At 53.3% G+C, this 26,725-nt stretch carries 31 protein-coding genes, 1 tRNA gene and 1 pseudogene; 19 read left to right on the forward strand and 14 right to left on the reverse strand.

Going from position 1 to position 26,725, the window contains the following annotated elements; genetic code table 11:
* Nucleotides 1–224: 224 nt before the first annotated feature.
* Nucleotides 225–749, forward strand: a complete 525-nt coding sequence (locus WCX19_RS04625) for a DJ-1/PfpI family protein (RefSeq protein WP_373005621.1) — start codon at nt 225–227, stop codon at nt 747–749.
* Between the two features lie 97 nt (nt 750–846).
* Here WCX19_RS04625 and WCX19_RS04630 read toward each other — a convergent pair whose 3' ends face one another.
* Nucleotides 847–1,212 carry a hypothetical protein gene (locus WCX19_RS04630; RefSeq protein ID WP_373005623.1) on the reverse strand — a complete coding sequence of 122 codons (366 nt, stop codon included), beginning with the start codon at nt 1,210–1,212 and terminating at the stop codon, nt 847–849.
* On the opposite strand from WCX19_RS04630, the gene WCX19_RS04635 reads away from it, so the two are divergent.
* The gene (locus WCX19_RS04635) at nt 1,190–1,627 is read left to right on the forward strand and encodes a methyltransferase domain-containing protein (RefSeq protein ID WP_373005625.1); all 438 of its coding nucleotides are present in this window, start codon (nt 1,190–1,192) and stop codon (nt 1,625–1,627) included. The two genes, WCX19_RS04630 and WCX19_RS04635, sit on opposite strands and share 23 nt — an antisense overlap.
* A gap of 132 nt (nt 1,628–1,759) precedes the next feature.
* Here the strand turns inward: WCX19_RS04635 and WCX19_RS04640 are convergent, their stop codons facing one another.
* From WCX19_RS04640 to WCX19_RS04650, 3 genes are all read right to left on the reverse strand, one after another.
* Nucleotides 1,760–2,278: a tryptophan transporter gene (locus tag WCX19_RS04640; RefSeq protein ID WP_373005627.1), complete on the reverse strand. Its 519-nt coding sequence runs from the start codon at nt 2,276–2,278 to the stop codon at nt 1,760–1,762.
* A 327-nt stretch (nt 2,279–2,605) separates the two neighbouring features.
* The gene (locus WCX19_RS04645; protein WP_373005629.1) at nt 2,606–3,037 is read right to left on the reverse strand and encodes a nuclear transport factor 2 family protein; all 432 of its coding nucleotides are present in this window, start codon (nt 3,035–3,037) and stop codon (nt 2,606–2,608) included.
* Between the two features lie 136 nt (nt 3,038–3,173).
* A complete protein-coding gene (locus tag WCX19_RS04650) occupies nt 3,174–5,141 on the reverse strand; it encodes an alpha/beta fold hydrolase (RefSeq protein WP_373005631.1) in 1,968 nt (655 codons plus the stop codon).
* Between the two features lie 549 nt (nt 5,142–5,690).
* Here WCX19_RS04650 and WCX19_RS04655 point away from each other — a divergent pair.
* Entirely contained in the window at nt 5,691–5,828 is a 138-nt protein-coding gene (locus WCX19_RS04655; RefSeq protein ID WP_373005633.1) for a hypothetical protein, read from the forward strand.
* Nucleotides 5,829–6,305: 477 nt separating this feature from the next.
* Here WCX19_RS04655 and WCX19_RS04660 read toward each other — a convergent pair whose 3' ends face one another.
* Nucleotides 6,306–7,253 (reverse strand): IS5 family transposase, encoded by a 948-nt coding sequence (locus WCX19_RS04660; RefSeq protein ID WP_373005635.1) that lies wholly within the window; start codon nt 7,251–7,253, stop codon nt 6,306–6,308.
* Nucleotides 7,254–7,340: 87 nt separating this feature from the next.
* The gene (locus WCX19_RS04665; RefSeq protein WP_373005637.1) at nt 7,341–8,039 is read right to left on the reverse strand and encodes a hypothetical protein; all 699 of its coding nucleotides are present in this window, start codon (nt 8,037–8,039) and stop codon (nt 7,341–7,343) included.
* A gap of 171 nt (nt 8,040–8,210) precedes the next feature.
* On the opposite strand from WCX19_RS04665, the gene WCX19_RS04670 reads away from it, so the two are divergent.
* On the forward strand, nt 8,211–9,566 hold the full coding sequence (locus WCX19_RS04670; protein ID WP_373005639.1) for a PAS domain S-box protein: 1,356 nt from the start codon (nt 8,211–8,213) through the stop codon (nt 9,564–9,566).
* A gap of 189 nt (nt 9,567–9,755) precedes the next feature.
* Here the strand turns inward: WCX19_RS04670 and WCX19_RS04675 are convergent, their stop codons facing one another.
* Together WCX19_RS04675 and WCX19_RS04680 are read right to left on the reverse strand one after the other, a co-directional pair.
* Nucleotides 9,756–10,103, reverse strand: a complete 348-nt coding sequence (locus WCX19_RS04675) for a hypothetical protein (RefSeq protein ID WP_373005641.1) — start codon at nt 10,101–10,103, stop codon at nt 9,756–9,758.
* A complete protein-coding gene (locus tag WCX19_RS04680; RefSeq protein WP_373005643.1) occupies nt 10,100–10,363 on the reverse strand; it encodes a hypothetical protein in 264 nt (87 codons plus the stop codon). Before WCX19_RS04680 ends, WCX19_RS04675 begins: the two co-directional genes overlap by 4 nt.
* Nucleotides 10,364–10,569: 206 nt before the next feature.
* Here WCX19_RS04680 and WCX19_RS04685 point away from each other — a divergent pair, with 206 nt between their 5' ends.
* The 3 genes from WCX19_RS04685 (at nt 10,570) to WCX19_RS04695 (ending at nt 13,481) form a co-directional block, all read left to right on the forward strand.
* Nucleotides 10,570–11,979: a phosphoadenosine phosphosulfate reductase family protein gene (locus WCX19_RS04685; protein ID WP_373005645.1), complete on the forward strand. Its 1,410-nt coding sequence runs from the start codon at nt 10,570–10,572 to the stop codon at nt 11,977–11,979.
* Complete coding sequence (gene hisH / locus WCX19_RS04690) at nt 11,954–12,562, forward strand: imidazole glycerol phosphate synthase subunit HisH (RefSeq protein ID WP_373005647.1); 609 nt, start codon at nt 11,954–11,956, stop codon at nt 12,560–12,562. Before WCX19_RS04685 ends, hisH begins: the two co-directional genes overlap by 26 nt.
* A gap of 85 nt (nt 12,563–12,647) precedes the next feature.
* Complete coding sequence (locus WCX19_RS04695) at nt 12,648–13,481, forward strand: hypothetical protein (RefSeq protein ID WP_373005649.1); 834 nt, start codon at nt 12,648–12,650, stop codon at nt 13,479–13,481.
* Nucleotides 13,482–13,594: 113 nt separating this feature from the next.
* On the opposite strand, the gene WCX19_RS04700 is transcribed toward WCX19_RS04695, so the two are convergent.
* The 4 genes from WCX19_RS04700 to WCX19_RS04715 form a co-directional block, all read right to left on the reverse strand.
* Nucleotides 13,595–14,185: an ArsR/SmtB family transcription factor gene (locus WCX19_RS04700; protein ID WP_373005651.1), complete on the reverse strand. Its 591-nt coding sequence runs from the start codon at nt 14,183–14,185 to the stop codon at nt 13,595–13,597.
* A 2-nt stretch (nt 14,186–14,187) separates the two neighbouring features.
* On the reverse strand, nt 14,188–16,932 hold the full coding sequence (gene alaS / locus WCX19_RS04705) for an alanine--tRNA ligase (RefSeq protein ID WP_373005653.1): 2,745 nt from the start codon (nt 16,930–16,932) through the stop codon (nt 14,188–14,190).
* A 62-nt stretch (nt 16,933–16,994) separates the two neighbouring features.
* Complete coding sequence (locus WCX19_RS04710) at nt 16,995–17,318, reverse strand: SWIM zinc finger family protein (RefSeq protein WP_373005655.1); 324 nt, start codon at nt 17,316–17,318, stop codon at nt 16,995–16,997.
* Nucleotides 17,309–18,016: a Nif3-like dinuclear metal center hexameric protein gene (locus WCX19_RS04715; protein ID WP_373005657.1), complete on the reverse strand. Its 708-nt coding sequence runs from the start codon at nt 18,014–18,016 to the stop codon at nt 17,309–17,311. The genes WCX19_RS04710 and WCX19_RS04715 overlap by 10 nt, the downstream gene beginning before the upstream one ends.
* Before the next feature lie 93 nt (nt 18,017–18,109).
* On the opposite strand from WCX19_RS04715, the gene WCX19_RS04720 reads away from it, so the two are divergent.
* The 3 genes from WCX19_RS04720 to WCX19_RS04730 are packed head-to-tail and all read left to right on the forward strand — an operon-like array spanning nt 18,110 to nt 20,711.
* Nucleotides 18,110–19,618 carry a homocysteine biosynthesis protein gene (locus WCX19_RS04720; protein ID WP_373005825.1) on the forward strand — a complete coding sequence of 503 codons (1,509 nt, stop codon included), beginning with the start codon at nt 18,110–18,112 and terminating at the stop codon, nt 19,616–19,618.
* Nucleotides 19,615–20,001: a DUF362 domain-containing protein gene (locus tag WCX19_RS04725; RefSeq protein WP_373005659.1), complete on the forward strand. Its 387-nt coding sequence runs from the start codon at nt 19,615–19,617 to the stop codon at nt 19,999–20,001. The genes WCX19_RS04720 and WCX19_RS04725 overlap by 4 nt, the downstream gene beginning before the upstream one ends.
* Nucleotides 19,998–20,711: a UPF0280 family protein gene (locus tag WCX19_RS04730; RefSeq protein ID WP_373005827.1), complete on the forward strand. Its 714-nt coding sequence runs from the start codon at nt 19,998–20,000 to the stop codon at nt 20,709–20,711. Before WCX19_RS04725 ends, WCX19_RS04730 begins: the two co-directional genes overlap by 4 nt.
* Here WCX19_RS04730 and WCX19_RS04735 read toward each other — a convergent pair.
* On the reverse strand, nt 20,706–21,116 hold the full coding sequence (locus WCX19_RS04735) for a hypothetical protein (protein WP_373005661.1): 411 nt from the start codon (nt 21,114–21,116) through the stop codon (nt 20,706–20,708). The genes WCX19_RS04730 and WCX19_RS04735 overlap by 6 nt on opposite strands.
* A gap of 101 nt (nt 21,117–21,217) precedes the next feature.
* On the opposite strand from WCX19_RS04735, the gene WCX19_RS04740 reads away from it, so the two are divergent.
* From WCX19_RS04740 to WCX19_RS04770, 7 genes and pseudogenes are all read left to right on the forward strand, one after another.
* Nucleotides 21,218–21,490: a MarR family transcriptional regulator gene (locus WCX19_RS04740; RefSeq protein WP_373005663.1), complete on the forward strand. Its 273-nt coding sequence runs from the start codon at nt 21,218–21,220 to the stop codon at nt 21,488–21,490.
* Nucleotides 21,491–21,492: 2 nt separating this feature from the next.
* On the forward strand, nt 21,493–22,023 hold the full coding sequence (locus WCX19_RS04745; RefSeq protein WP_373005665.1) for a tRNA (cytidine(56)-2'-O)-methyltransferase: 531 nt from the start codon (nt 21,493–21,495) through the stop codon (nt 22,021–22,023).
* The gene (locus WCX19_RS04750; protein WP_373005667.1) at nt 22,020–23,093 is read left to right on the forward strand and encodes an ATP-grasp domain-containing protein; all 1,074 of its coding nucleotides are present in this window, start codon (nt 22,020–22,022) and stop codon (nt 23,091–23,093) included. The genes WCX19_RS04745 and WCX19_RS04750 overlap by 4 nt, the downstream gene beginning before the upstream one ends.
* Entirely contained in the window at nt 23,093–23,614 is a 522-nt protein-coding gene (locus WCX19_RS04755) for a transcription factor (RefSeq protein WP_373005669.1), read from the forward strand. Before WCX19_RS04750 ends, WCX19_RS04755 begins: the two co-directional genes overlap by 1 nt.
* Complete coding sequence (locus tag WCX19_RS04760) at nt 23,607–24,104, forward strand: HD domain-containing protein (RefSeq protein ID WP_373005671.1); 498 nt, start codon at nt 23,607–23,609, stop codon at nt 24,102–24,104. Before WCX19_RS04755 ends, WCX19_RS04760 begins: the two co-directional genes overlap by 8 nt.
* Nucleotides 24,105–24,163: 59 nt before the next feature.
* Nucleotides 24,164–24,587, forward strand: a pseudogene (locus tag WCX19_RS04765) (hypothetical protein).
* A 71-nt stretch (nt 24,588–24,658) separates the two neighbouring features.
* A complete protein-coding gene (locus WCX19_RS04770) occupies nt 24,659–25,405 on the forward strand; it encodes a cyclopropane-fatty-acyl-phospholipid synthase family protein (RefSeq protein WP_373005673.1) in 747 nt (248 codons plus the stop codon).
* A 181-nt stretch (nt 25,406–25,586) separates the two neighbouring features.
* On the opposite strand, the gene WCX19_RS04775 is transcribed toward WCX19_RS04770, so the two are convergent.
* A complete protein-coding gene (locus tag WCX19_RS04775) occupies nt 25,587–26,087 on the reverse strand; it encodes a regulator of amino acid metabolism, contains ACT domain protein (protein ID WP_373005675.1) in 501 nt (166 codons plus the stop codon).
* 290 nt (nt 26,088–26,377) lie between these two features.
* On the opposite strand from WCX19_RS04775, the gene WCX19_RS04780 reads away from it, so the two are divergent.
* A tRNA-Leu gene (locus tag WCX19_RS04780) sits at nt 26,378–26,462 on the forward strand.
* A gap of 107 nt (nt 26,463–26,569) precedes the next feature.
* Nucleotides 26,570–26,725 carry a hypothetical protein gene (locus WCX19_RS04785; RefSeq protein ID WP_373005677.1) on the forward strand — a complete coding sequence of 52 codons (156 nt, stop codon included), beginning with the start codon at nt 26,570–26,572 and terminating at the stop codon, nt 26,723–26,725.

Genomic DNA, 26,725 nt, shown 5'->3' on the forward strand with positions numbered 1-26,725 from the left:
ATAGAATACGACCGATTTCGTCCTGATTTCCATTGTCGCTTTCACCCGCAAGCACCGGTTCGGTGCTCTTGAAAGCGGACATAAATACTGTCACTATATGAGGACAGAAACTCTGGCACTCTAAACATATCGTTTGAAAATCGGGACAATACTTTTTATTGATATTGGGTTTAACCCTGTATTTTGCCAACCCTCAAATATGAAGAAAGAAAATTACGGATATCATGAAAGTCGTCATCGCAGTAGCACCGGAAAAATATCGTGATGAAGAACTGGCCGAGCCAGTTGCTGCCCTGAATAAAGCCGGGATCGTGTTCGATATCGCGTCAATCCACCCCGGCCCATGCACGGGAATGCTTGGCGGTAAAACATTAGCAGGAATTTCGTTTGATGATATCGACCCGAAGAGTTACGAGGGGCTAATCATCATCGGGGGCTCCGGGTGCCAGTTACATCTTTGGGAGGATGATATGCTCGTGCAGTTGACCCGGTATTTCCACGAATCCGGGAAAGTTGTTGCTGCAATCTGCCTTGCGCCCGCAGTGCTCGCCCGGTCCGGGATCCTCAAAGGAAAGAAGGCAACAGTCTATAACAGCCCCGCTGCTATTTTCGAGATGAAAAAAGGAGGGGCTGTGCTTGTTGGCCAGCCCGTTGTGACCGACCACAGGATCATCACCGCGAACGGCCCGGCTGCCGCCAGGGGTTTTGCTGCGGCGACGGTAAAGGAACTATCAGATGAGTTCTGGTAAGGGACAGAGCATATCTTCGGATTTTTTTATTTGGCGATCACTCAATAAAAGACCACCTTGAATCAGTATTGTAACAGAAAAAATTCCTGTCACTTTTTTACCCGGGCCGGTGATGAGGGAAAATCCCGCGATAACCTGCCTCGCTGATCCGGCAGGATAAAATAACCACAATTTTTTTCACATCACCATATTCATCATATTCCCTGCCAATGCGCTTGTATTCGTGCCGTGATGCGAAGACCCGGGCCGGGTACGGATGGCGCATGATGTCGCCCGGGCCATCATCAGGACAATCCGGCCGGAGCTGGATATGGACGTGCTGGACTTCGGGCGCGGGACGGATCTGTTGACCCTTCTCCTCCAGCCCCAGGTCTGCACGAGCACGGCAGTCGACAGCTCGCAGGGTATGTTCGACGTGCTGGACAAAAAGATCATGGCGCATGATCAGAAAAAACGTCATCATCCGGCGCGTGGACCTGGAACAGGGAGACGAACTCCCCGGCACATTCGACCTCGCGGTCAGCAGCATGACCTTTCATCACATCCGGGACACCTGCATGCTCCTCAACCGGATCGCCGGCGTCATAAAGCCTGCAGGAAGAATTGCCATCGCCGATCTTGATTCCGATGAGGAAAAGTTCCATGACTCAACCGCGGGTGTGTTCCATCTCGGCTTCGATCGGCACACTATGATGAAATCCTTTGAGGGCGCCGGTTTTTCTTCGATCCGGAACCGGACTGCGGCAATTTTCAAAACCCGGACCTTCCGAGGAGATGCGGATGTTTGTGATAATTTTGATGACCGGGGAGAAAATGGTTTAAGTTACCCTCCAGAGTGTGCTTTTTTAACGTCTCACCCTCGTTTTTGGGTTTTATAAGGTGGCAGGATCCCTGTGTCAGCCCGAGTTCCGGGAATACATCACGAGCGTAAAAAGGGCGTTGAAGCGTTGACGAGACCCCGCGTACCCGCTTAAATAAGCCCTGATGATCGCGATCATCCCGTCTGTTTTTCAGATCTGTGCCCGCACCTTGCCCATGACGATGGTCAGTGCCTGGATAATGACCGCATTGAGTAATGCAGTAATAACGATGAGGGGAAGAAATGCCAGGACAAATCCTGCAAACGTGCTGTATGTGGCACGGATTGTTCCGAACATAACCACAGTGACAATTACAACGAACGTAACACCGCTCACCAGCGTGGCTGAAGTGGTTGAGACGAGCGGGGCAAGGTTGCTTTTGTCCCGGACAAGTTCATAACAATAAAAACAGCAACACGCCCCTACGATCCCGCTTACCAGGTTTGCAGGAGGGAGGATGGAACCGGGGATCATCATTGACAGGGCCCCGCCAATGATACCGATACCCAAGGCCTCGTTCACCTTTGGCCAGAAGAGAATAATCGAAAGACAGTAAAATGCGGTAATTACATCCGGTATAATCGGAGTGTTGAGCCAGGAAAGGCAGTATTGCAGGACCGTACCCGCGGCAAGCAGGACTGCGACAAGGACAATATCACGGGACTTCATCGGTATCACGTTTTTTTATAACCGGACACTTATTCCGGTCAATCCCTCTTTTGCTCCCCGGTAAGAATGTATGGAACTGCATCCCATGCCGGGTTTATTATGATAGTATACAACGGATGAGATTCGGGTTGATAATTATTCTGACACGAAATAAACTTTTCTTGAAAGTTTTACAACCGGACACTCTGTCCCTTGCGTAACCTTTTTAAAAATACGGTTTTGCAACACCAGGTTCTGGCAGTAACCGGATCCAGAAGCGACGTGTGAAAAGAGGTAATATCGACTCTCCATGCGCGGGCCAGATAAAAAAAAGTCCTGGCGCTGCCTTCACGCGCCGGGGAACGACTGGCCCGAGGACTGGCCTCCGTAAGGCATGGAGAAATGGTACTGTTCGATTTTCCAGCGGCTGCCGGTGTTTCTCATCACCATCGTGGACCGGCCGTGCATCGTCTGCTTTTTTGCACCCGGGAGGGTAAATGTGATGACTGTCTCTGTCATCAGCCATGCGACCCGTCCCTCGCCAAAGATCACTGTGTCCGAGAAATCGACCGCGTTCACCGTGGCCTGGCTCATGTCGCGCGTAATCTGCCGGATGAAATCGTTGATGTTTTGGACCACTTCGTCCGGCCCACTGCCAAACCCGCAGATACCGGGGGAAAATACGGCAAGTAATCCTTTGACATCCTTGTTCCGGTATGCCATGACGTACTGCTGCATCGTTTCTTTGACTTCAGCTTCCTGAGCATTTGTGAGTGCCATAGAGATTGGTTGTCGAGTCCGATCAATTATTTTTTGTTACGTGTTGCCAAAAACAGGGGGAAATTCATGAAGCGCGTCCTTGCAGGGTGTGACATAACACGTGACCTGTGAAGAACAGGATCATCCTGCAAAAAAATCAGGTACTCCCGTTTACGTACCGGTTCATCCAGTCGATCTCCCGGAGCCAGAGGTCCCGGACCTGTTGTGGCTCGGTCGGGAAATGGGCGGCTCTCGGGTAGATGACCAGTTGCGTCGGGATGCCTCTTTTTGTGAGCCCGGTATAGAACTGCCGACCCTGCCCGGGCGGGACCTGGGCATCTTCCTTATCGGTGACAATGAGCGTGGGGGTCGAGACATTCCCGATATGCCGGACCGGTGAACGTTCCGAATAATAATCCCAGTCATTCCAGTACTCGGTCCCGAAATAGAGGGGTGTCATGTCAAGGCCTTCCCTTGTCCCGGCATTGCTGATGATATCCGTGATGGGCGCTATCGCGACAGCTCCTTTGAACCGGCCAGTCTGCGTCACGGTCCAAACCGTCATGTACCCGCCATAGCTGTGCCCGATGATCCCAAGCCTTTCCGGATCCGCAATCCCCCGGGCCACCAGGTCATCGACGCCCGCCATCAGGTCCCGCTCGTCCCCGCCGCCCCAGTCATGATAATTTGCCCACGTAAAGTTCGGTCCGTACCCGGTCGAACCCCGGATATTGGGCCGGAGAACTGCATACCCGAGCGAGGAGAACGTGGCGACCGGGACTACACCCCCGGTCCCGGTGTAGATGTGTACATAATTATCAGATGGCCCGCCATGGGGTACGACAATGAGGGGGTAAACTGTGCCCGGTGTATAATTGACCGGGTAGGTGAGCAGTCCCTCAATCCCGGTACCATCGTACGATGTCCAACGGACGATCTCGGTTTTCCCGAATTTCGCCGTGGGGAGATCGCTGTTGAGCCGGGTCACCTGGACGGGACTGAACGTGTCCGCCGGGGTAACGTAGATCTCCGATGCTACATCCGTGTCTTCAGCGGTGCAGGCAAGGATAGTCTTTTCCCGGTTTTCGGCAAGTGTCCCGATGGACCCGTACGTGAAGAGTACTTTTTTCCCGGATCCATCTGTCGCGATGGCATAGACTGAGACCAGGGTCCGGTTTGATTCCGGTGCATACAGGTACTTCCCGTCTATCGACCAGAAAAGTCTGTAATTGAGCAGAAGCGTGGCCGGGATGTCGAGGTCGTGTGCAACGATCCGGCTGCTGCCGCCGGTTACGGGAACTACAAAGAAGTCCTGGTAGGGAATGGCGCCAATCATGCTGTAGGCAACCGTTGTTCCGTCCGGGGAAAAAACGACCCGGTAGTAACTGCCCTTATCCGGCTGTGGGGCAATGGTTGTCATCTTCCCGGTCGTTGGGTCCAGGAGGGATATGGATGTGTCGGGCGAGAGCAAATCAGTATTTGGTGCAGTGATAGCCGCGATGGATTTCCCATCCGGCGACCAGTCCCAGCTCACAATGCTTGCCGTATCCGGCGAGATGAGTTGTGCGGTCTGCGGGTATTTGGCCGATGAGATATCGGAAATAAGGTAGAGGCCGGTCCTGTACGTATTGTTCCCGAAAACAATCACGATATTTTCCGCTGCGGCCGCACGCTTCTGTTCATCGGTGAGTGGCAGCATCGCGGAGTACGTGATCCGGTTTTTGTCCGGTGCCCAGGCAAATACCGCGACCCCGGTCTCCTGGTTTGTCAGTACAAAAGCACCGGAGCCATCAGCGTTCATTACCCGGATCTGGGGGAGACCGGATTCAACACAGATGCCCGCGATCTGTTTCCCGTCCGGGGACCAGGCGGGACTTGAGCAGGAATCCGTATCGTTGGTGAGCTGCCGTGTGCCGGTCCCATCGGTATTTACAACATAGATAACCGACTGGTACCCGCTTTCCGTACCATTCAACACCGTTTTCTGGACCGCGTATGTGATCTGGTTTCCATGTGGTGATACATCCAGGGACTGGACTGCAGCAACATTGAACGTATCGGCGATTGTCCATGAGGCATTCTCATCGGCGGATCTCTGGGATCCTGCAGCCGAAGCGACCGGCATGCAGGAAAAGAAAAACAAAACCAGAAACCCGAAGGAGAGATATGTTCCCCATGAGTGCCTTATGAGGGATATCATAGTCCCGTCTGGATGCAGGAGAGTAAAAACGTTATGAAATGTTTTTTGCCGGATAAAACAAGGAAGGTGCGGAGGATTACAGATCGATTTTCAGGGCTCTCTCATTTGGGTCTCCTGACCCGTGACAGATAAGGGGATGTGGTGGAAAATGCACGGAGATAAAAAAAGGTACGAATGACCTTACCGATAACCGCAAAAAAATTTTTCAACTGACACCATGTTTATGGCAAATCGTGCTGTCTATTACAGTATGAAATGTTGTGGCTGCCGGGTCTGGTGGCTGTGCCCTTACTACAATGCTGACCGGTATTAAACCCTCATGCGCTATTGACAAGGCCGGGTTTCTTCGTTGTTTACTCTTATGTCACCCCCGCTCTTTGTTTATTCGAAGTTAAAGGGGCGCCACAATACAGGGATATATTAAAAAGGAAAAAAGCCAAATTAAATCAGCCACAGACGTAGCGAGGTAACTGTATGCCAACGAGTAAAAAACAGATGACGAAGCTGAACCAAGTGAAGAAGGCCAAGGCTGAAGAGCTCTCAAAACAGGCGGCTGCGGGTAGCAAAGACGCCAAGAAGAAACTCAAGAAACTCGAAAAAAAACTCAAGTAAGCTGCCTGGAAACGGCATCGTCCTTTTTTTATCCGAAAAGTTATCCTGAAAAATTTCCGCAGGTAAAAGAATCAGGACGAGACCCGGACAAATGTCCCGTTTTACATCCGGATGTCTCGAACACGTTGAACCAGACGCGGTCGAAAGTCCCGCAGCTTGCAAAACGTGAAATTCACGACAGTGTCGGACATGGTTTCGCGGAACATATTCCCGTTATATGATGTGAGGAACAGGGGCGCCGGAGCATGGCCGGGATAGAAAGGTAGCCCCAGTGGCATTCGGGACTATCCGGATCCTGCCGTAATATCCTCCGATTAATGGTTGGAAATGATCTTTTGGGATGGCGATCACCTCCGGGCCGGGAGGGCCATAGCGGCCTTTTTTGCCCCGATCACGTATTCTAACCCATCCGGAAAACAGGTGCCCGTACAGGTCCGCTATTATGCAGGTTCAAGTGGCCTTGGTTTTGCCCTGTTTTCAAAGATAATTCCAAATTGTCGTTTTTTCTGCTCTGTAGAAAACCTCAACAAAGAAAAAGAGTAAGAACCTGTGAATGTTACAGACAATCATTTTGTTAGCGATTTCTTTGATCTGAATCCTGAATCTTCTTGCTTTAAGATCCCCACCAAACTTTCTTTTCAAGACGGAAAATTTTGTTTCTACGAGTTGTCGTCGAGGATAAATAATATCATTGAACCGTTGCGCCATTTCCTGACGGTAAGTACCGCCAATAATCTCGTTATTCCAGGAGCGGATGGGAATAACAGAATTGGCGTGAAGGCCCTCTCGGATCTGTCGATGAATTGCTTCAGAGTCGTATCCTTTATCCATGACGTAGCAATCTGACTTTCGGAGTTTGTGACATTGTCGGAGTAATTTCACAGCATGTCGAGTATCGTGAACCCGGCTGTTCGAGGCAACAAACCCTGTAATCGCCTGTTGCTCGGTATCAACGGATATGGAAACTTTCAGGAAATGTTTTCGGATCTTACCCGTTCGTTCGGAGAAATAATGGCTACAGTACCCGCTGGTAAACCCGGATGAATCAATGGCGGTTATGGGAATATTTTCATCGGAAGAATAAAACAGGTTCACCATTTTTCTGAAGGTGAACCGAAGATAAAGAGTTTTTAGCCGACTGATAAATCTCTGGAGCGTTGTGAAATGAGGTACCTCGGAGAGATCAAGAATCCCCTGAACTTCGGCCATATCTCCGACATCTTCGATGAATTCCCGGTAGTGCTGGTTTCGGAAATCTTTGAACAAAATCAGGACGAGAAGTTGGTGTTGCGTGTAGATCTTCTTTGAAAATTTACAGGAATAGGGATTGAGATGCGTGAACTTTACGATAGAAATGGCCGCTTGGATAAACCTGATATTCCGGCTTAACGATTTCTTATTTGTCTCCTGTCTTTTTGACCACACATCAAAAGAAGGAGACGCTGTACCTTAGATCTTTCGGTCATCGGTACAACTCGTTTTAAATTAGGATTTCTACAGAGCAAAAAAATTTTATGGTTTCTCTTTCTTCGCGACCACTGAATCGATGATCTTATCCATGATCGCTTCGCTGCGGTTCTTAAGCCCGAAGCCGACGATGATAGCAATTGCTGCGCCAAGACCAAGACCGATACCCCATGCAACCGGGGTAACAAACGTGTAGATGATGGTGAGGTCGAGCATCAGCTGGGAGAGGGAAAGGACTACAATCACGAAGTACAAAAAGAGCCGGAGCAGGAACAGGAACGGCGAGATGAACGAGATGTCCTGCTTTGAATAGTACTTTGCGAGAAAGTCGATGAAATAATCCGCGAGAAGGAGACCCACTACAAGAATGATGACAAATGCTACAACATGCGGGATATACTCAACAATTACTGTCATCAGCTTGCTCATGTAATCCATGTTGAGGATGTCAACTGCGGCAAGGATTGCAATCAGGTAAACAAATATCCTTACTGCGATATCACCGATATAACCGACAGTGAGGCCGGCGTTTTTCACAGACCCGGCAAAGGATGCCTGATCGGCAACCTGCTCGACAATATGCTGTTCGCTGATCTTATCGAGAACAATCCGGACTGCTTTTCCTAACAGGCGGCCAACAATCCACCCGATAAGAAGTACAATAATTGCTCCCAGGATAGTGGGAACATATGTCATTATAGTGGCATACCATTGGTCTATCAGACCAGAAGCGATAAAAGCCATTTACATTTCCTCCAGTTTTCTGTCATACTTTAAAATAATTGAATATTTAGAGTAAGTACATTGATCATGATAAATTATAAATCTTTTCATTATCTGCCATACATATAAATGAGTGACGGCAATTATAAATATGTATTTGAGTATACCATTTGAAAAGGAACAGTCATTCATATGATGCACGATTACCAGCAGGAACTTATTCTCATAAAGAATCTTCTCAAACAAAACCCTGAAGGAATGAGTGTTACTGACATAGCAAAGGCGCTCAAAAAGAACAAGAATACGACTGGCCGCTACCTCGATATTCTCCTGATCTCCGGGCAGGTGAATATGCGGACATATGGGATGGCAAAAGTGTTTACCCTCTCACAGAGAGTCCCCCTGTCAGCGATGCTCAGTTATTCAAAAGACCTTATCATGGTCCTTGACAATGAGTCCCGCATCATCGAGATCAATGATAATTTTCTGGCACTCCTTTATCTCACACGAAAAGAGGCAGTCGGGAAAAACATCTCGTTTCTCAAATCACCTGAGGTGGATGTACATGAACTTGTCAATTCCCTTGCTACGACACCCTCTGAAGAAACAGAAACTACCCTCTCGTTCCAGGTAAAAGAGACCGGCGAACGTATCTTCAAGCAAAAATCCATTCCCACGGTTTTTGATGATGGTGCCCGGGGGTTCACGATCATCCTTTCCGATGTGACCGGGGACATCATGAGGGAACGGGGGATCCGTGAATGGGAAGAACGGTTCAGGATGATGGCAGAGAATATCCAGGACGGCCTGCTTATCCTTGAGAATGAAAAGTGTACGTTCGTGAACCGGAGGGTTGCCGAGATTACCGGGTATACTTTTGAAGAACTGTGGGCAATGGACCCCATGACCATCATCGCGCCGGAAGATCGGAAAAAGATCAAGCCGCTGGTGGATCCCCGCAAGAATCTTCCTTCGGGGCTCGCCGAATTCCATGGACTGATCCGGAGGAAAGACGGAGTGTACCGACATGTGTATGTCAGGATCACCGGCATTGAGCACGGAGAGATCCTGTACCACTTTGTTATTATAACTGATGTCACGGACCTCCAGTTAAAAGATGCCGCACTTGTTGAGAGTGAGCAGCGGTTCAGGATGATGGCAGAGAACATCCAGGATGCCGTGCTTATCATCGAAAACGATCAGTTTGTCTATGCCAACCGGCGCATCTGCGAAATCTCGGGATATTCATTAGAGGAGCTGAGTACGAAGAACACTCAAGACCTGGCGACACCGGAGACAAGGTTGATGATGGATGAGCTCTACCGGAAATCCCAGACCTGTACAGAACCTCCGGCAAAATTCCAGACATGGATGCTCTGCAAAAACGGGGAGAAGCGGTGTATATATGGACAGATCAATTCGGTGCGGCACGGGGACACGGTAAGTACGTACTTCACGATGACTGATGTGACAGCATTTGCACAGCGTGAGCAGGATCTTATGGACAGGATCGCTGCGCTTGAAAAACGCCTTGCCGCAGATCGGTGATCGTCTCCCTCTTTTTAGGAATTTGGAAAAATGGGTTCTGTTAAAATCCACACCGGTTCACAGAAATCTGCCGTTACTCTTTTTGGAAAGTTCGATAATGCCAGAGGCAACAGCGTCTGATCAGGAAGAGAAATGGGCAGTATACCGGATAAGACCTGCGTACATCCGCTTAAATTTAGACATAAAAAATTACCGATTGTCTTTTTGTTCTTTGGATACTTGTTGGCCCGGTACGGTTTTACGACAAACTTCGTTTGCTGCGATCCGGTTCAGGATCACGACAAGGACACACATCAGGACTATAGCAATAATGTATAACAGATATTGTAGCCCGCCGGTTGTAATCCAGAGAAAAAGACCGTAGCAGATCCCGGCGATGGTGACAAGTGCGATGGCAATAAAGCCGGCCCGCAGACCGGTAAATGCCCTGCTCCGGATATCCGGAAAGAGAATCAGACCAATCACGCTGATCCATCCAAAACCGATGGCTGCAAGGAGCAGGATGTACAGGAACACATCCACCGCCCACTCGATCATAGAACCTCACTCCGGTGTACCTCAGCGATCCGTATGGTGGCCACAAATACGATACATTCAATCAGCCCCGCAATTACCGGAATGATCAGGTTCCCCGCAGACACCGTGAGGGTAAGCGCTCCCGCACATGCAAGGGTAGCCGCTACGTTTACTGCAAGAAGTCGGTCATGCAGAGTCGGGCCGGGAATGACACGCAGCACTGCGCAAAAAGCAAGGACAAAAAGGCAGACTGCCGCAAAAAGCCAGATGTCAAGCGTCACCTGCGATCACACTCCGAAAACCACGGGATATCCGGGTCCCCTGCGGTCTCGTATCACAGTATTAAAATGGAGAACAGGTACATATCAAACCTCCCGATACACCCGGCATCCCCGGTTTTGTCCCATGGTAATACGGCAATTGTAACCTTACATGTGATGGGAAAAGCGCCTACCCTTTTATCGGACAAACGCGAACAAATGTAGGAATGCACCCGTCCTATCTTGGTAAGATCCTGCTGCGCTGGTGCGACAAGTGCCATACGCCGGTCTTGGCAAAAACCTGTGCCTGCGGTGCAGCCACCCGCGAGGTTCCACTCACCCCCCCAGGTGATGCCCGACCGGCATTTCCGGCGGATGTCGCGCTCATCAACAGTATCTTTACAGAGCACTTCAGGGCGCCACTCGTTCCTGACGGACACCTTGTCCTCTTGAACAAGGTACCGGACAACGACCGGATGGAAGAGATTATAATCGGCGGCGGGCTCGCCGGCTCCATCCGGTACATCCCAATGGAGCGGCGCTGGGAACCGATCCCCCGCCCAGAGGCATACGGTCTTTTCAAACCCACAAAACACGTCGTTGTCGTGGATGACAGTGCTGCGCCGTTTATCCGCGACCAGGGGATGAGCGTCCTCAGGCCGGGCCTTGTTTCCCTCGATGATGCCATCCGTACCGGTGACGAGGTCTTTGTTGTTACCGAAAGCGGGGAGTGCATCGCAGTGGGCCGGGCAAAAGCGGGGGCAGAAGAGGCGCGGGCGATGCAGAAAGGCCAGATCGTCCGCACCCGCAGGAACGTTCCCTCGCAGATCGTGCCAGGGAAGGCAACCTGGGAGGATGCAGTCCGGGCAAATGCAGATGTGATCACGCGGGCTGAAGAAGAATCAGTCCGGTTCGTCAAAGACGTCGCCGCTGCGTATCCCCTCCAGCCTACGGTCTCCTACTCAGGAGGAAAGGACAGCCTCGTGACCATGCTTGTCGTGAGAAAAGCACTCGGGAACGTCCCGCTGCTCTTTGCCGATACCGGTCTCGAATTCCCTGAAACGTATGCAAATGTGGAGGCGGTGCAGCAGAAGTACAACGCAGAGGTTATCCGGACCAATACATCGACCAAATTCTATGAGACGCTTGCCCGGGAAGGCCCGCCGGCGGTTAACGCCCGCTGGTGCTGTAGCGTCTGCAAGTTGTTGCCGGTCGCCGCGACAATCCGCTCGACCTGGGGTGAATGCCTCTCCTTTATCGGACAGCGCCGGTACGAATCCCTCTCCCGGGCAGAGAGCGATCGGGTCTGGAAGAACCCGACGGTAAAAGTCCAGGTCTCCGCGGCACCGATCCAGGACTGGACCGCACTTCATGTCTGGCTGTACCTGTTCCGCGAGAAGGCCCCGTATAATGTCCTCTACGAGCGCAGGCTGGACCGGATCGGATGTTTCATGTGCCCGTCCAGTGATATGGCATTAATCCACATGATCGAGACCGACTTTGCCGATCTCTGGAGCGGATGGGTAGAACGACTTAATGCGTGGCAGCAGGCACAGGGGCTGCCGGACGACTGGATCACGAGCGGGGCATGGAGATTAAAGGAGGGCGTACATGGGAAAGAACGTCACCATCATTGATTACGGCCTGGGAAACCTGCGGAGCGTAAAAAAGGGACTTGAAGCCGCAGGAGCGGATGCGACAATCACCGGGAATACGGAGGAGATTGCAGCGGCTGACGGAATCGTGCTCCCGGGTGTCGGCGCCTTCCACGAAGGTATGGACCAGCTGGGCCCACTTAAGGAAACGGTCTGCGCTGCCACAAAAGAGGTGCCGCTCCTTGGCATCTGTCTTGGTATGCAGATGCTTATGGACTCAAGCGAGGAACACGGGACACACCGGGGCCTCGGCCTCATCCCGGGCTGCGTGCGCAGATTTCCCCGGGTCCCGGGTGTAAAAGTGCCTCACATGGGCTGGAACACTATACAACTCAATAAAGAGAATAACCCCCTCTTATCAGGACTCTCCCCGGAAGAGTATGTCTATTTTGTTCATTCGTACTATGCAGATACAACACCGGAATATACGCTTACGACAACGGAATACATTGTCCCGTTTGCTTCGTCGATTGTGAGGGATAACGTGTACGGCGTCCAGTTCCACCCGGAAAAGAGCGGGGCGGTCGGCCTGCGGCTGCTCAGGAATTTTATCGATCTGGTCTGATGCATTGCTGTGCAGCCGGACCTGTACCAAAACCTCTGCAGATGAAGGGGGAACCTTTTTAATTTTGCCATTCGACAATTTAGACATGAAAAAGTATCTTTTTGTCCTGCTTCTGGCGACCCTGTTACTTGTGGGATCAGCATCCGCGTACGGGATGTACCTGAACTGTTCACCCAAGACAATCCCGGTTGGGGATACCCTCAAATGCGCGGTTGATTCCGATTTCCCGCCAGGGACCAGTTTTGACCTTGTCTTTTACCAGTCGCAGTATACCTCTACGGAAATTGACCGTCAACCCATGACAATCCAGCCAGACAAGTCTACCCAGTACAAGCTTTTCGATACTACGGGTCTTAAAGGCGGCCAGTACAAAATGGAGATCCATTTCAATGGAGTTGTTCCGTCAATGCGTGATGACTCCGTATCGAGCCTGCTTATAACCCTCACCGACCGGTCCAGCGAACTTACCATTACATCACCAACCACCCAGAACCTGGCTGATGCGCTCCTGATTGCAGGTTCCCTTAAGAAAGGAGGAAATTCGGGCATTCAGTTACAGGTTGACGGTGAATCGGCCGGGCGGGTGTTTGGTCCCCAGTATATCAGGACTGAGAACAATTTGCAGAGCGGTGACGGCTTTTTCACACAGACCGTAACCGTGACGCAACCGGATAATTATAATGTTCAGTTCGCCGATGCCAAAGGCACCATTGCTGTAATAACGTTCCATGTCGTGGCACCTACTGCAGCAACAACGGTACCTACAGTGACGACAACAAAAAAGGTCACCATAGTAAAAACTACTGCTCTTACTCCGATACCCACCGCAACCAAATCGCCCCTATCGGCGGTTCTTGTGATCGGGGCACTGGGAATCGTGATGTTGATCGCAAGCGGGATCAAAAAAGACCGAAAGTAAATAAATCCCCAGATTTTTTTTTTAGTAAGAGAAACCCGGATAATTTTACGGTACAAATAATGTGTACCGTAACCGCAGATAATTAAAAAAAATCTGTTGTTCACGTTGCAGGTTTATCGTTTCTTCTTCCAGAGATATGCTTCGTAGCAGAGCAGGACAAAGATGACAAATGCCCCGCCGCAGAAAAAGGCAAGTGCCAGGTCAGGAGATACTTCCTGCACAATACTTGAGTCTGCCACGGCTTTTACGGCATACATTTCCGATCCCCCTGCCCGGTTCGCCGCCATGGGAACTGCCCCGACCGGGGCCTGCGAAGCAAGAAGTGGGGTGAGTGCGAAGATCGCAAGCGTACCGGCAATGACAATCCCAAAGAGGGAACTGTACTTGAGAAGAAGGGCCCTGACATTGGTCTGTTTTGGCGCGACGATCAGGAGCTGATCGGTGAGTGAGTACATCTTGACCTCGCGCCCTTTGATGCTGTACCGTGTCTCGGAAACGGTAATGAGACCGGCATCGAGCAGGTTCTCGGCATGATATTTTGCCGTGGTGAGGGGAATGTTGAGCTGCTCGGTGATGTCAGTGAGGCTCTTTGTGCCGGCGGCAAGGAGGGTAAGAATGTCACTTGCTGTCTGGCTGCCCATGGCTTTTGCAATCTTCTGCGCCCGTTCATCGCCGGGTTCCAGCACCACGACATTTCCCGTCATGTTTAACTCTTTTGCAGCGCAGCAAGAATTCGCTCGCGCCCTACGTTCAGGGCAAAGTCAAGTTTTTCGACTTCCGGCCCGCCTCCCTGTGCCATGTTTGGTTTTCCGCCACCTTTGCCACCAAGGAGACTGCAGACCTGCCCGATGATCTCCCCGGCGTTCACCCGTTTGTCCCCCGATGCAAGGACAACCCGGGCGGTTTCGCCTAGGGAGGCAAGGAGAGCGACCCCGCCCTTTTCAGAAATTGCTGAAGCAATCGTTGAGAGTTCGCGTGGTGCGAGATCGATACGTTTTACAACTACAGGAATCACGCCGATCGTTTCGGACCGGATCGTCTTTATCTCAAGGTCTACCAGTTTCTGGCTCATGCGTTCGATCTCTTTTTTCTGGTCTTTCCATTCGGTGAAGAAACGGGAGACTGTGGTCGGGAGGTTTTCGAGCTGGACTGACAGGGTATCGGCAGAGGAGGTTGCAATCTGTTCAAGATGCTGCAGGTAATAGACTGCTGCCGTCCCGGCCGCAAACTCGATCCGTTCGATCCCGTCCTGGATGTGTTCGACCCGGAGGATCTTGATAATCCCAATCTCCCCGGTGCTCCGGCAGTGTGTCCCGGCGCAGGCCTCGATATCGCCAGCAACTTTTACGACACGGATGTCTTTTCCCTGCGGGACGCCCCCCTGATACAGAGAGAAACCGTACTGCTGTTCGGCCTTGGTGCGGCTCTCGACAGAGATCTCGACCGGTTGGTTAGCCATGACCATCCGGTTTGCCGCGATCTCGATCTTGCGCAATTCTTCTGGAGTAATGTGCTTAAAGTGCCGGATATCAATACGCGAGCTTTCGGCCCCTTTCTGCGCCCCCGACTGGTGGATGTGGGCACCAAGCACCTCTTTTGATGCGTGGAGGAGAATATGGGTAGCCGTATGGTGGCGCATCAGCGAGAAGCGCCGTTCCTCGTCAACCATACCCTTGACCCGCTCACCACGCTGCAGGAGACCGCCGCTGATATGATGGAGGATGACATCGCCGACTTTGACTACATCGTCAACGCGTGCCATGCTTTCGGATCCCACAAGGCTGCCGGTATCTGCCGGCTGGCCGCCGCCCTCCGGGTAAAAGAGCGTCTGGTCAAGCACCGCATACCCTTCGAAGAAGTCGATGACGACCGCTTCGAATTCGATATCTTCGGGTTGCTCGTAATAGAGTTTCTTTGTCGGCGGAAGGCCCTGTACTCGTTCGGTATATTTCGCGGTCTTGTCCAGAACAACCTCCTTCTTTGACTCGGAGTGCATGTCGGCAATCTGGGAATAAAAATTGTCCGGGAGATCGATGACAGCGCCTTCCTTTGTGGCGATATCCTTGATCATCTCGGGCGGGATGCCGTGGGAATCGTACAGGGTGATGATCTCGGAGAGCGGCACGCGCTGGCTCTTTGCCTTGTAGGTCTTTGCGACCTTCTGGACGATCCGGGTCCCGCGGTCGAGTGTCGCCGCGTATTTCTCTACTTCGCGGTCAACAATTTCACGGACAATGGCAATATCCTGCTCGAATTTTTTCAAGCCAATGATCTTCATCTGTTCTTCGATGAGATCGGCCAGGGAATCCTGCATCTTAAAGTCGTTCATCATCCGCAATGTCCGTCTGATGACAAGCCGGGCAAGGTAACCTTCGCGGACATTTGAAGGCACGATGCAATCACCGAGCATATACGCAAGGCACCGGGTATGATCGCAAATCGCGTACACCTTCTCGATGGGTGTCATCATCTTGTCAAGTTTCTCGGGCGAGATGTCGATGGCAGCTGCCACTTTCTTCCGCAGGTTAAAGAGATTGGAGCCGGAGATGTCCATGAGCCCGGCAAACTTCGCGTTCAGGGCCAGGATTTTCGTATAGTCCTTGTTTTCAAGCAGGTGTGAGATCCCGGCCGAACTCATGACCCGGCTGACCATTTCGGGGAACACGGCGTCGTAGATTGTCGGGGATCCTTTCGAGGCCCAGACCAGCCGTTCAAGCCCGTACCCGGTATCGACAATCCGTAGTTTTATCGGGTAATACATCTCGCCATTGAGATCGTAGCCGGGGTGGTTTGTCTTCTGTCGGCCAAGGCTCATGAAGACAAGGGTTGCAACCTCAAGGCCGCCGATCATGACCTCAACACTCGGCCCCGCGTTTCCGCCGCCAATCCACGGGTGTTCCTTATATGTGACCTTGGTGAGGTCGCCGCCGATGGAAGCGAGGAACTGGTCGCAGAGTTCGACAGTGCGGTCTTTCCAGTAAATCTCTTCGGTAGGGGTGTTGAATGCGTGGTGGGCAAGCATCTCGAACGTGGTCAGGTGCCGCCCGGATTTCCCGACCGAATCAAGGTCGTTTAACCGGATACAGGGCTGGGAGATGGTGAGCGGGTTTGCGGGCGGAGGGACAATGCCACTGGTCACAAACGGCTGGAAGTCGGCGATGGAGGCGATGGTGAGATAGATATCGTCCCGCCAGCGTGCGGCCACCGGGTAGCGCTCGATACGGGTGTGCCCGTTCTTTTCAAAAAATGAGAGAAATGCCTCGCGCATCTCGTCGATCGTATGGGGAGTAAACACGGGATTGCCGATAAACGTATAGGGTTCGCAGGCTGCGTCGCCGCAGTTATCCCGGGAACTGTCGCGGGTCCAGAACGGAGAACCGCATGATTTGCAGATCTTCCGCGTAAATCCCTGATTCTTGAAATATTCGAGCTGGTATTCTTCTTCGAACATGTGAAAACCACGACTGCCTGTATAGATAAGGATACCAGCATAGTTATTGTCTTTGGCTGCACTTATTTTTTCCAGTTTTCCTGGTACCAGGTATCGATCGTCTCAAACAGGCCGGTTGCTTCCGCAATCCTGACGGCAATAAGATGCCAGCAGGGTTTTTGCCGGAAGGCAAAATCCCGGCAGGTGCAGACGTTTTCAGAGACAACGTACTCGCCGGTTGACCCAATGACTACAAAAAAATCAAGATATTTTTTCACCAGGTTCCGGTCAATGGCATCAAGTGCCTTTGTGCCCCTTGTCCCGAATTCAGCGACAATACCGGCGCGGAGCGCGTCATCCAGTGCTTTTTTTTCGCGCAGCTGCTGCCAGAGATCGTTCATGGGCATACGGAAAGGAGCGGCGGATCGTCAATGTACTGCCAGCCCCGCAGGCCGGAAAGGCGCTTCATGGCCGGCGCTTCGAGTGCATAATGGGTCGACTCAATGCAGGGGAGTGATGCGGCCCGGGCGACCGAATGTTTCATCTCGGCCGAGAGGAATGCATCGGCCCCGAGCTGCTGTGCTTCGGCAATGAGGGAGAGATCAAACCCGCTGCCCGCTACAACCGCAAGCCGGCGGCAGGATACGAGAGTGCCCCAGATCCGGAGGTTCCCGCCCAGCCTTCGGGAGATTTCCGGGAGCGGAAGCGTGCAGGTGCCGACCGCGCCAAGAGACATCGGTTCGCATTCTGAGAGCCCGAGAAGTTCGGCAAGGGCATCGTTGACGCCGCCGGCCGCGTGATCGAAGTTCGTGTGCATCACGTACACGTTCAGGCCCCCGACAAGGATCTCCCGCATCAGGGAGGCAGTGGGCCCGGTGATCGCAGTAATCGGTGTCCAGATTGGCGTGTGATGGACGACGAGCATGTCCGCCCCGGAGGCGACTGCCTGCCGGACCACGGCGGGTGTGGCGTCCAGCGCACAGCAGACTTTATCAATTTCCGGTCTTCCTTCCACCACGAGCCCGATCCTTCCGGCATCGAACTCTTCGGCAAGAGCCGGGGGGGCAAGGGCCTCCATCTCTTCTGCAAAGGCACGCATCTGCATATACAATGAGTATCGCCGGGCGGGGATATATACCATTTATTACTATGGGTAATAGCAATGAGTTTTAATATTCATAAAACGATATTTTCAGCCATGCACAAGTCCATCGAACAGATCAACGAGCGCATCCGTGACGGCAGTGCCCGTGTTGTCACCGCAGAAGAGATGCCCGGCCTCGTTGACGAGTTGGGTGAAGAAGGCGCGCTTAAAGAGGTCGATGTTGTTACCACCGGGACGTTCGGTGCAATGTGCTCCTCGGGCGCGTTCTTGAATTTCGGGCACTCGGAACCGCCGATCCGGATGGAGCGGATCTGGCTCAACGATGTCGAAGCCTACGGCGGGCTTGCCGCGGTCGATACCTATATCGGCGCGACCCAGCAGTCGGATACGCTCGAAGAGCAGTATGGCGGGGCTCACGTTCTTGAAGATCTGGTCTCGGGAAAATCGGTGGAACTGCGGGCAACCTCCCGGGGCACTGACTGTTACCCGCGCAGGACGATCACGACCGAACTGCTCCTCGAAAACCTCAACCAGGCGATCATGTGTAACCCGCGGAACGCGTACCAGCGGTACAACGCGGCGACAAACACGACCGACCGGCTCCTGCATACCTATATGGGAACGCTCCTTCCGAACTCCGGGAATATCACCTACTCGGGAGCAGGTGTGTTAAACCCGATCTCAAACGATCCGAAACTCCGGCTGATCGGAAGCGGCGTCCCGATCTTTTTGTGCGGGGCTCAGGGTATGGTCGTTGGCGAAGGAACGCAGCACTCTCCGGGCGGCGGTTTCGGGACGCTGATGGTCACGGGCAACCTCAAAGAGATGTCATCCGAGTACCTCCGCGCTGCAACCATGACCGGGTACGGCGTCACGCTCTACGTGGGGCTCGGGGTGCCGCTGCCGGTGCTCGATATTGACGTAGTCAGGGCAACGGCGGTCCGTGATAAGGATATCTCGGTCGACCTGATCGATTACGGCGTGCCAAGCCGGAACCGGCCCCTGGTCCGGAGCGTAACCTACGAGGAACTGCGATCGGGATCGGTCGAGATCAACGGCGAGCAGGTGCGGACTTCGTCGCTGTCGAGCTATCGCAGGGCGCGCCAGGTTGCCGGGGAACTAAAAGACTGGATAGGGAAGGGAGCGATGCAGCTTACCCTGCCCACCCGGCCCATAGATAATACCAAGAAAGCACACCCGATGCATGAGACCAGAAAAGGCCCGCGCGTCATGGACATCATGGACCGACAGGTCGTGAGCGTCGGAGAATCAGAAGAGATCCGTGCGGCAGCGCAGAAACTGCTCAAGGGTGAGACCAACCACCTGCCGGTCATCGGGAAGGACGGGAGACTCGTGGGTATCGTGACCACATTCGATGTCTCAAAGGCAGTTGCTAATCCCGGCAAGGCCAGTATCGTTGGCGACATCATGAAAAAGAAAGTGGTGACGACCACGACCGATGAGGCAGTCGATATCGCGGTGCAGAAACTTGAGCAGAACAACATCAGCGCACTGCCTGTTGTCGATAAGGATCGCCACGTGATAGGCATGCTCACCGCGATCAATCTCGGGAAACTCTTCGGCGGGAGGTGGCTGAAATGAAACTGCTCGTGAACTTTTCCCGGGGGAAGGGGAATGCCCCGATCATCGCGCAGGTGGTAAAGGATACCGGCGTCCTCATCAATGTCGAACGTGCCGTGATCGATTCGTCGGAAGGCGAAGCGCTCATTGAAGTACCCGACGACCAGTGCCAGCTGGTCCGGAAGACCATGACCCGGCTCGGGGCGACCGTGCGGCTGCTAGAACACGGGATCAACCTCAACACGAGCGAGTGCGTGGACTGCGGCGCCTGTATCTCAATCTGCCCCCGCGAGGTCTTCTCGTTTGATAATGAGTGGAAACTCGTGATTGTTGAAGACCGGTGCGTGCTCTGCGGGAAATGCGTGGACGCGTGCCCGCACAGGGCGTTGTCTTTGCCGTTATGATCCGCGAGCCGTTCCGGTTCCGCGAGACCTTTGCGGCGATCCTCGCAGAGACCCCCGCTCACGCGGCAGCGGCAAAGGAGGGTATGATCGCCGCCCGGCAGGTGCTCGAAGGCTATATCGCCCGCGATCCTTTTTTTGCAAGCACGTTTTCCCCCTACACGCCGGATACGGACGAGCCCCTGATCCTGCATATGGCCGCTGCTGCATCCGCCGCCGGCGTCGGGCCTATGGCAACTGTGGCAGGAGCCATCGCTGCCGCCGGGATCGATGCCATGATCGGGGCAGGTGCTCGGTTCGGAGTCATCGATAACGGAGGGGATATTGCGCTTGTCAGCGACCGGGACGTGAGGGTGGGCGTGCATGCCGGGACTGCCCCGCTCTCGGACAAAATCGCCTTTGTCGTCCCGCCGCGCAACAAACCGTTTGGGATCTGCACCTCGTCTGCCACGGTCGGCCCGTCCATCTCGTTTGGTATCGCGGACGCGGTCACGATCTTCGCGTACGATCCCCTGCTTGCCGATGCGTGGGCAACCGCAGTCTGTAACCAGATCCGCCCGGACGACAAGAGTGTTCTTGACCAGATCGACCCTGACACGGTGCAGGGAGTCTTTGCGATTATGGGAGAGACCGTAATAAAATGGGGTGTTGTCCCGCCCGTTGTCCCGGCCCGGGTGGACGAACAGCTGATAAGCGCCGGCGACCGGTTATAACGTCGATTCGATATAGGTCTGGCTGTCGGCCACCGCACTCGCGCCGGAAAATGTTTTTAAGGGGTCTTTCCCGTCAGTTACAAGGATCTCGGGCCGGTTGTTTTTGACCCGGAATACTCTCGTAAGCAGCTCGATCTCATCGATCTCCACTCCTTCGACAAGCGACGATGCAGGTTCGAGTTCGAGGCGCTCCCGCACCAGTTCGTCCGGCACGGTGCGGAAGAAATAATAGAATACCTGCCACGCGTTCAGGAGATCCGAGACAATGAGTTCGTTTCTTGTCGGCCCGGGCAGGGTCTCCAGTCCGCGCATGAGCACGTCATCATCCTCGCCGCTTTCATCCAGCAGGCAGTCCGCGATTTTCACCAGTTCGGGAAATGTCGGCGCGGGATTTTCTGTATCCATGGGATATGGTATGCGGGAAAGGACAAAAAGAGTGCCGTAAAGGCCGGCAAAAAAACCCGCCGGCAATAAACTATAATCGGGCCGGGCGGGAATGATTACAGGTGAAAGAAGAGGATGCCGACTGGCTGATCTACCATCTCATCGCGCAGAAAAGTACGGCAACTGCGGAAGAACTGGTAAAAGAGAGCGGCCTTGACGCAGCAGCTGTCGACGCATCGCTTTTGCGGCTCGACCATAATCTCCTCATCAACCGGACCGGTTCAGAGGTCCGGGTGCTCTCTGTCGGGGAGTCACTCGTAAAATGCCAGGCAAAATACGATAATGAGCTTCCGTACGTTTTCGAAGATGGCGTGATAAAAGCCAGGAAAAAATAATTATGACGGGAAAAGATGTTGCAATACTCCGGATCGGCCACCGGCCCGAGCGCGACCAGCGGGTGACCACCCATGTCGCGCTGACCGGCCGGGCGCTCGGGGCTTCGGGCATGTTTCTTGCTGCAAGCGACAAGGGCGTGGTGGAGAGTGTCAATGACGTGGCAGACCGGTGGGGCGGGAAATTTTTCTGCGAGGACAATGTCCAGTGGCGTGCCTGCATCAAGGAATGGAAGGCTGCCGGGGGAAAAGTTGTCCATCTCACGATGTATGGGATCAACCTGCCCGATATCATCGGCGAGATCCGGCCATGCGAAAAACTTCTTATCGTTGTTGGGGCGGAGAAGGTGCCCGGCGAGATGTACGGCCTTGCGGACTACAATGTCGCCGTGACCGGCCAGCCCCATTCAGAGATCTCAAGCCTCGCGCTGTTTCTCGACCATCTCTACGAGGGAACGGAATTCTCTCACCAGTTCCCTGATGCAAAGATCCGGATTGTCCCCTCAAAGGCAGGGAAGCAGACGGAGGAGTTGTGAGAGGCCGGGTCCTCGTTGCCGGGTTTTCCACGCGCCATGTGGTGCAGTCGGCCGCACGGGCCGGCTATGAAGTCTGTGCGGTCGACCATTTCTGCGACCAGGACCTGTTCTGGTATACCCGGGACCGGATGAAGTTTGAAGATCTCTCTGATCTTCCCGAGACCGTGGACCGGATGTGCCGCAACTATTCATTTGATCTCGTGATTGCAACATCAGGGGCTGAAGACCTGACGTTTCCTGTCCCGCTGTGCGGCACTCCCCGGGATAGGGTGGGCCGGTTCCTTGACAAACTGGATATGCAGCACTTTTTTGAGGATCTCAAAGTTCCGGTTCCCCGTATTGCTGCGGACGGAAAATACCCGGTGATGGCAAAGCCCCGCAGGGGTGCGGGCGGGTGGAGGAACGCGGTGATCCGGGATGCCGACAAGGAAAAACACTGGGCATCCCTGTACCCGGATATTCCTTATATCCGCCAGCAGGTGGTTGACGGAATCCCCGCAAGTGTCTGCTGCGTGGCAAACGGCCATGAGGCCCGGGCGATTGCCGTAAACGAACAGCTGCTTCGGGGAGATGGCGAATCCGCATTCGGGTTCTCCGGGTCGGTGACACCTTTTGACCATCCATTGGCCGGGCAGATGATCGCCCTTGCCGAAAAAATTTCCGCATCGAGCGGATGTAAGGGAACGCTCGGCATCGATTTTGTTCTTGGTCGCGACACACCGTGGGTAATCGAAGTGAACCCCCGGTTCCAGGGAACGGTCGACACCGTGGAGATGGCCTGCGGATGCAGCCTGTTCCAGTACCATGTCAATGCCTGCGCGGGAACGCTACCGGAAGTGCCGGAGATGCAGGAATATGCAGCGCGGCGCATCCTTTTTGCCGACCGGGACATGACCCTGAAAGCAGATCTCAAGGATCTCGCACCCGTGGTATCCGATATCCCGTGGCCGGGAACTTTTTTTGAAGAAGAGCAGGCAATCGTGAGCGTTTCCGGGACCGGAAAAACACGCGATGAGGCACTTTCTGTGCTGGATAAAAATATTAGCTCTGTCCGACAATATGTTCACTAATGGACCCTGTGGAAGAAGTGCTCAATAATCCGGCAATGCGGGCTTACATACACCGGCTGATTGGCGATGAGGGGCTCAACCTTCTGGAAAAATTCCCCAAAGAAGGCGAGCACAGCGACGAGGATTTGGCCGCAAGTACCGGGATTAACTTAAACTCCGTGCGTCACACGCTCTACACGCTGTATGAGCGAAGGCTCGCCGAATATCACAGGATCAAGAACAACGAGACCGGCTGGCTCACCTATCTCTGGCAACTGCGGATCGATCACATCCACGACGCCATCCGCGATGATATGGAAGTGGTGCTGGACAAACTCGAACACCGGGCGCAGTTCGAAGAAGAAAACGATTTCTTCATCTGCAAGGACTGCCACGATATCTTTACCTTTTCGCAGGCGATAGGCGGCGACTTCAAGTGCCCGAACTGCGAGCAGCCGCTTGGCCATTTCGATAACGACATGCTTGTAAAAGCGCTCCGGGATCGCATCGACGCGATGAAAAAAGTCCTGGGTCATGCCTGAAACACGGGATCGCTGTATCGCGCTCTTAAAAAGTGCCGGGTGCAGCCCGAAGGTGATCGCTCACTGCGAGGCGGTCTGTGACTGTGCGATGGAGTACGCACGAAAGTGCGATCGTGCCGACCAGGAACTGGTCATGACCGGGGCGCTCCTCCACGACATCGGCCGGGGGAGCACGCACGGGATCGACCATGCCCAGAAGGGCGCGGATCTCCTGCGCACGATGGGATTTCCCGAGAACGTTGCGCGGATCGTGGAGTGCCACACCGGGGCCGGGATGACCGCGGACGAATGTGTGGCCCTCAGGCTTGCCCCCCGGGACTGTATGCCGCAGACAATCGAGGAGAAGATCGTCACCCACGCGGATAACCTGCTCTCCGGGACAAAACGGGTGACCATCGATGAGAGCATCGCGTCAGCGAGCCATTTGCCGGAAGAGATCCGGGAACGGATGCGCCGGCTTTCCGATGAAGTAGAACAGCTTACAAAGTAAGCAAAAAGGACTTTTTTTTAAGGGCTGTTCTAGATTAGCTAATCTGCTAATCTATGAAAATGAAGCTCAACAATGGTAAATTAAAGAAAAATTCTCAAATCAGGCTGCTTGAATATTTCGTGCTGGAAGTTACCACCAGATCAGTAACTAATCTGCTTGATATTCACCCCAATACGGCAGATCTATTCTATAAAAAGATCAGGCAAATTATCTCCTTTCATCTGGCGCTTCAGGCCAGTGAAGTTTTTGATGGTTGTATTGAACCTGATGAGAGATATTTTGGCAGTGTGTTAGCCAAGGGTAAGAATCATATCAATGGTATTGAAAATTTTTAAAATCAGGCCAAAAGAGTGCTGATGAAATATAATGGAATCCACACGGATTCTTTCCCACTGTTTTTAAAAAAAGAGTGTGAGTTCAGATTTAATTACGGAACACCAAAAGCAACAACTCGAAACGTTGAGGCTGGGGTGTGATATTTAAAACCCCTATCTACTACAGTCACTAAAGGTATATCCCAGTTATTTCACAACTTAGTAAAAGGAGTGTGTGCATTGGACATCCCACGTATCTTTAACATTACCGAAAGTGCTCACCGCATCCATAACCCGTTCACACCAGAAAATCTCGCCACTCTCGGCGCAGCGTTGCGCCTGGAATTGGGGGCCCGTGTACTCGATCTCGGCAGCGGTTCGGGCGAGATGCTGTGCACCTGGGCACGCGATTACGGAGTTATCGGCGTCGGCATCGACATGAGCCAGTTGTTCACCGAGCAAGCGAAACTCCGCGCTGCAGAACTCGGAGTCGCCGATCGAGTCAAGTTCATCCATGGCGACGCTGCCGGCTACGTCGCCGATGAAAAGGTCGGTGTGGCAGCCTGTCTCGGTGCCACGTGGATCGGTGGGGGAGTCGCAGGCACCATCGAACTTCTGGCGAAGAGTCTTTGCTCCGAAGGGATCATCCTCATCGGCGAGCCCTACTGGCTGAAGTTACCTCCGACGGAAGACGTTGCCAAGGGATGCGGTGCTAATTCTGTCTCCGACTTTCTCATGCTTCCAGATCTTCTCGCGTCTTTTAGCGACCTCAATTACGATGTTGTGGAAATGGTTCTGGCTGATCAGGAAGGCTGGGACAGGTACGAAGCCGCCAAGTGGCTCACCATGCGCCGATGGCTCGAAGTGAATCCCGACGACGACTTCGCGAAAGATGTCAGAGCCCAACTGACTTTGGAACCAAAACGCTACGCCACGTACACGCGTGAATACCTTGGATGGGGTGTGTTCGCGCTGATGGCGCGGTGATGGGAGGCAGCTGGGATATTCGAGCGGATTGTCAACGGCCGGGGCAGCTGAGTTATACCTGATGGCTCATCGAAGTGGGAGTTCAGGTTTCATTACGGAAACACCCTGGCAACAACCCGCGAACGTTGAGGCTTGAGGGGACCATATAAAACTCTCATCTGGTACCACCCCTTTTTTTATGTTATATGATGACCTGGCGCACCTGCGGCAGGGCGCGGATCTCGCTTACCACGCCGGCGGGAAGCGGGTCTTCCACGATGATGACGAGTTTTGGGTCCTCGGAGAACTGGGGGTCGGTGACAAAGATCTGCCGGATCGAGAGTGAATGGTTGGAGAGCACCCGGACGGCTGCGCCAACGATGCCCTTCTCGTTTGCGTCTTTTGGCATGACGGTAATGACCGCCATCCCGAGCGACTCTGCCACCTGGCTTAAGTCGGGGGTTGCCCGCATATTGAGGAAGAGATCGCGCAAGGCGGGGCGTTCGAGGATGCGCCGGGCGGTAGAGTCCACGACGCGGCGGTCCGACCCGATGGCCTTTGCAACGGCAGTTGCCGGGATATCGATGCCGTTACAGCAGATCTTCCCCGATTCGTTGACCCCAAAGCCGTTATCGAGAAGGAACCGCACGACGCGAGCCTGGGAAGGCGAGTCGGAAAATTCGTGGATGATATCAGACCACATACAGACTCCGGATAAAACGTATGAAAATATACATGTATGCCTCCTGCATGTCATCAGCGTATATAAAAAAAGAGTCCGGGTGTCTCCGGCAAATGACGGATCAGACTGGCCCGGCATATCATAAGCCGGGCAGGCGCCCGGGCACCGGCCGCACCGGTCACGGGCCCGATGTTCTGACGTGGCCCGCCCGTAATATGCCATAACATTCTTTTAGATAGACAACCTCTTTGTTATGGCACAAAAGCGAGGTAAGCCGGGGTTCCGGTGTTCGCGTGTGCAATCGTATTCGGGCGAGGGTAGCCAAGCCAGGTCAAAGGCGCTAGGTTGAGGGCCTAGTCTCGTAGGAGTTCTTGGGTTCGAATCCCATCCCTCGCACTTTTCTGATGTTTGTCTCTCACTAACACGTAACTTATATAAACGGGAGTCAAGTATTACTGTAATATTACACTGGGAATTCAGGTGTCAGACAAAAGGTGGTCAATATGGCAAAACAGATTGAGTTAGAGACGGTATTACGAGGTGAAGAAGCAAGGGCGTTTAACCGTTACATCGAAACCCCTACCCAATCCTTCACTCCAGAGAGCCGCGCTCTCTTCCGAGAAGCACGCCAGCTCTCAAAAGACTGGTTCCGTAAATGA

Source organism: Methanoregula sp. (assembly GCF_041663825.1).
Classification (GTDB): domain Archaea; phylum Halobacteriota; class Methanomicrobia; order Methanomicrobiales; family Methanospirillaceae; genus Methanoregula.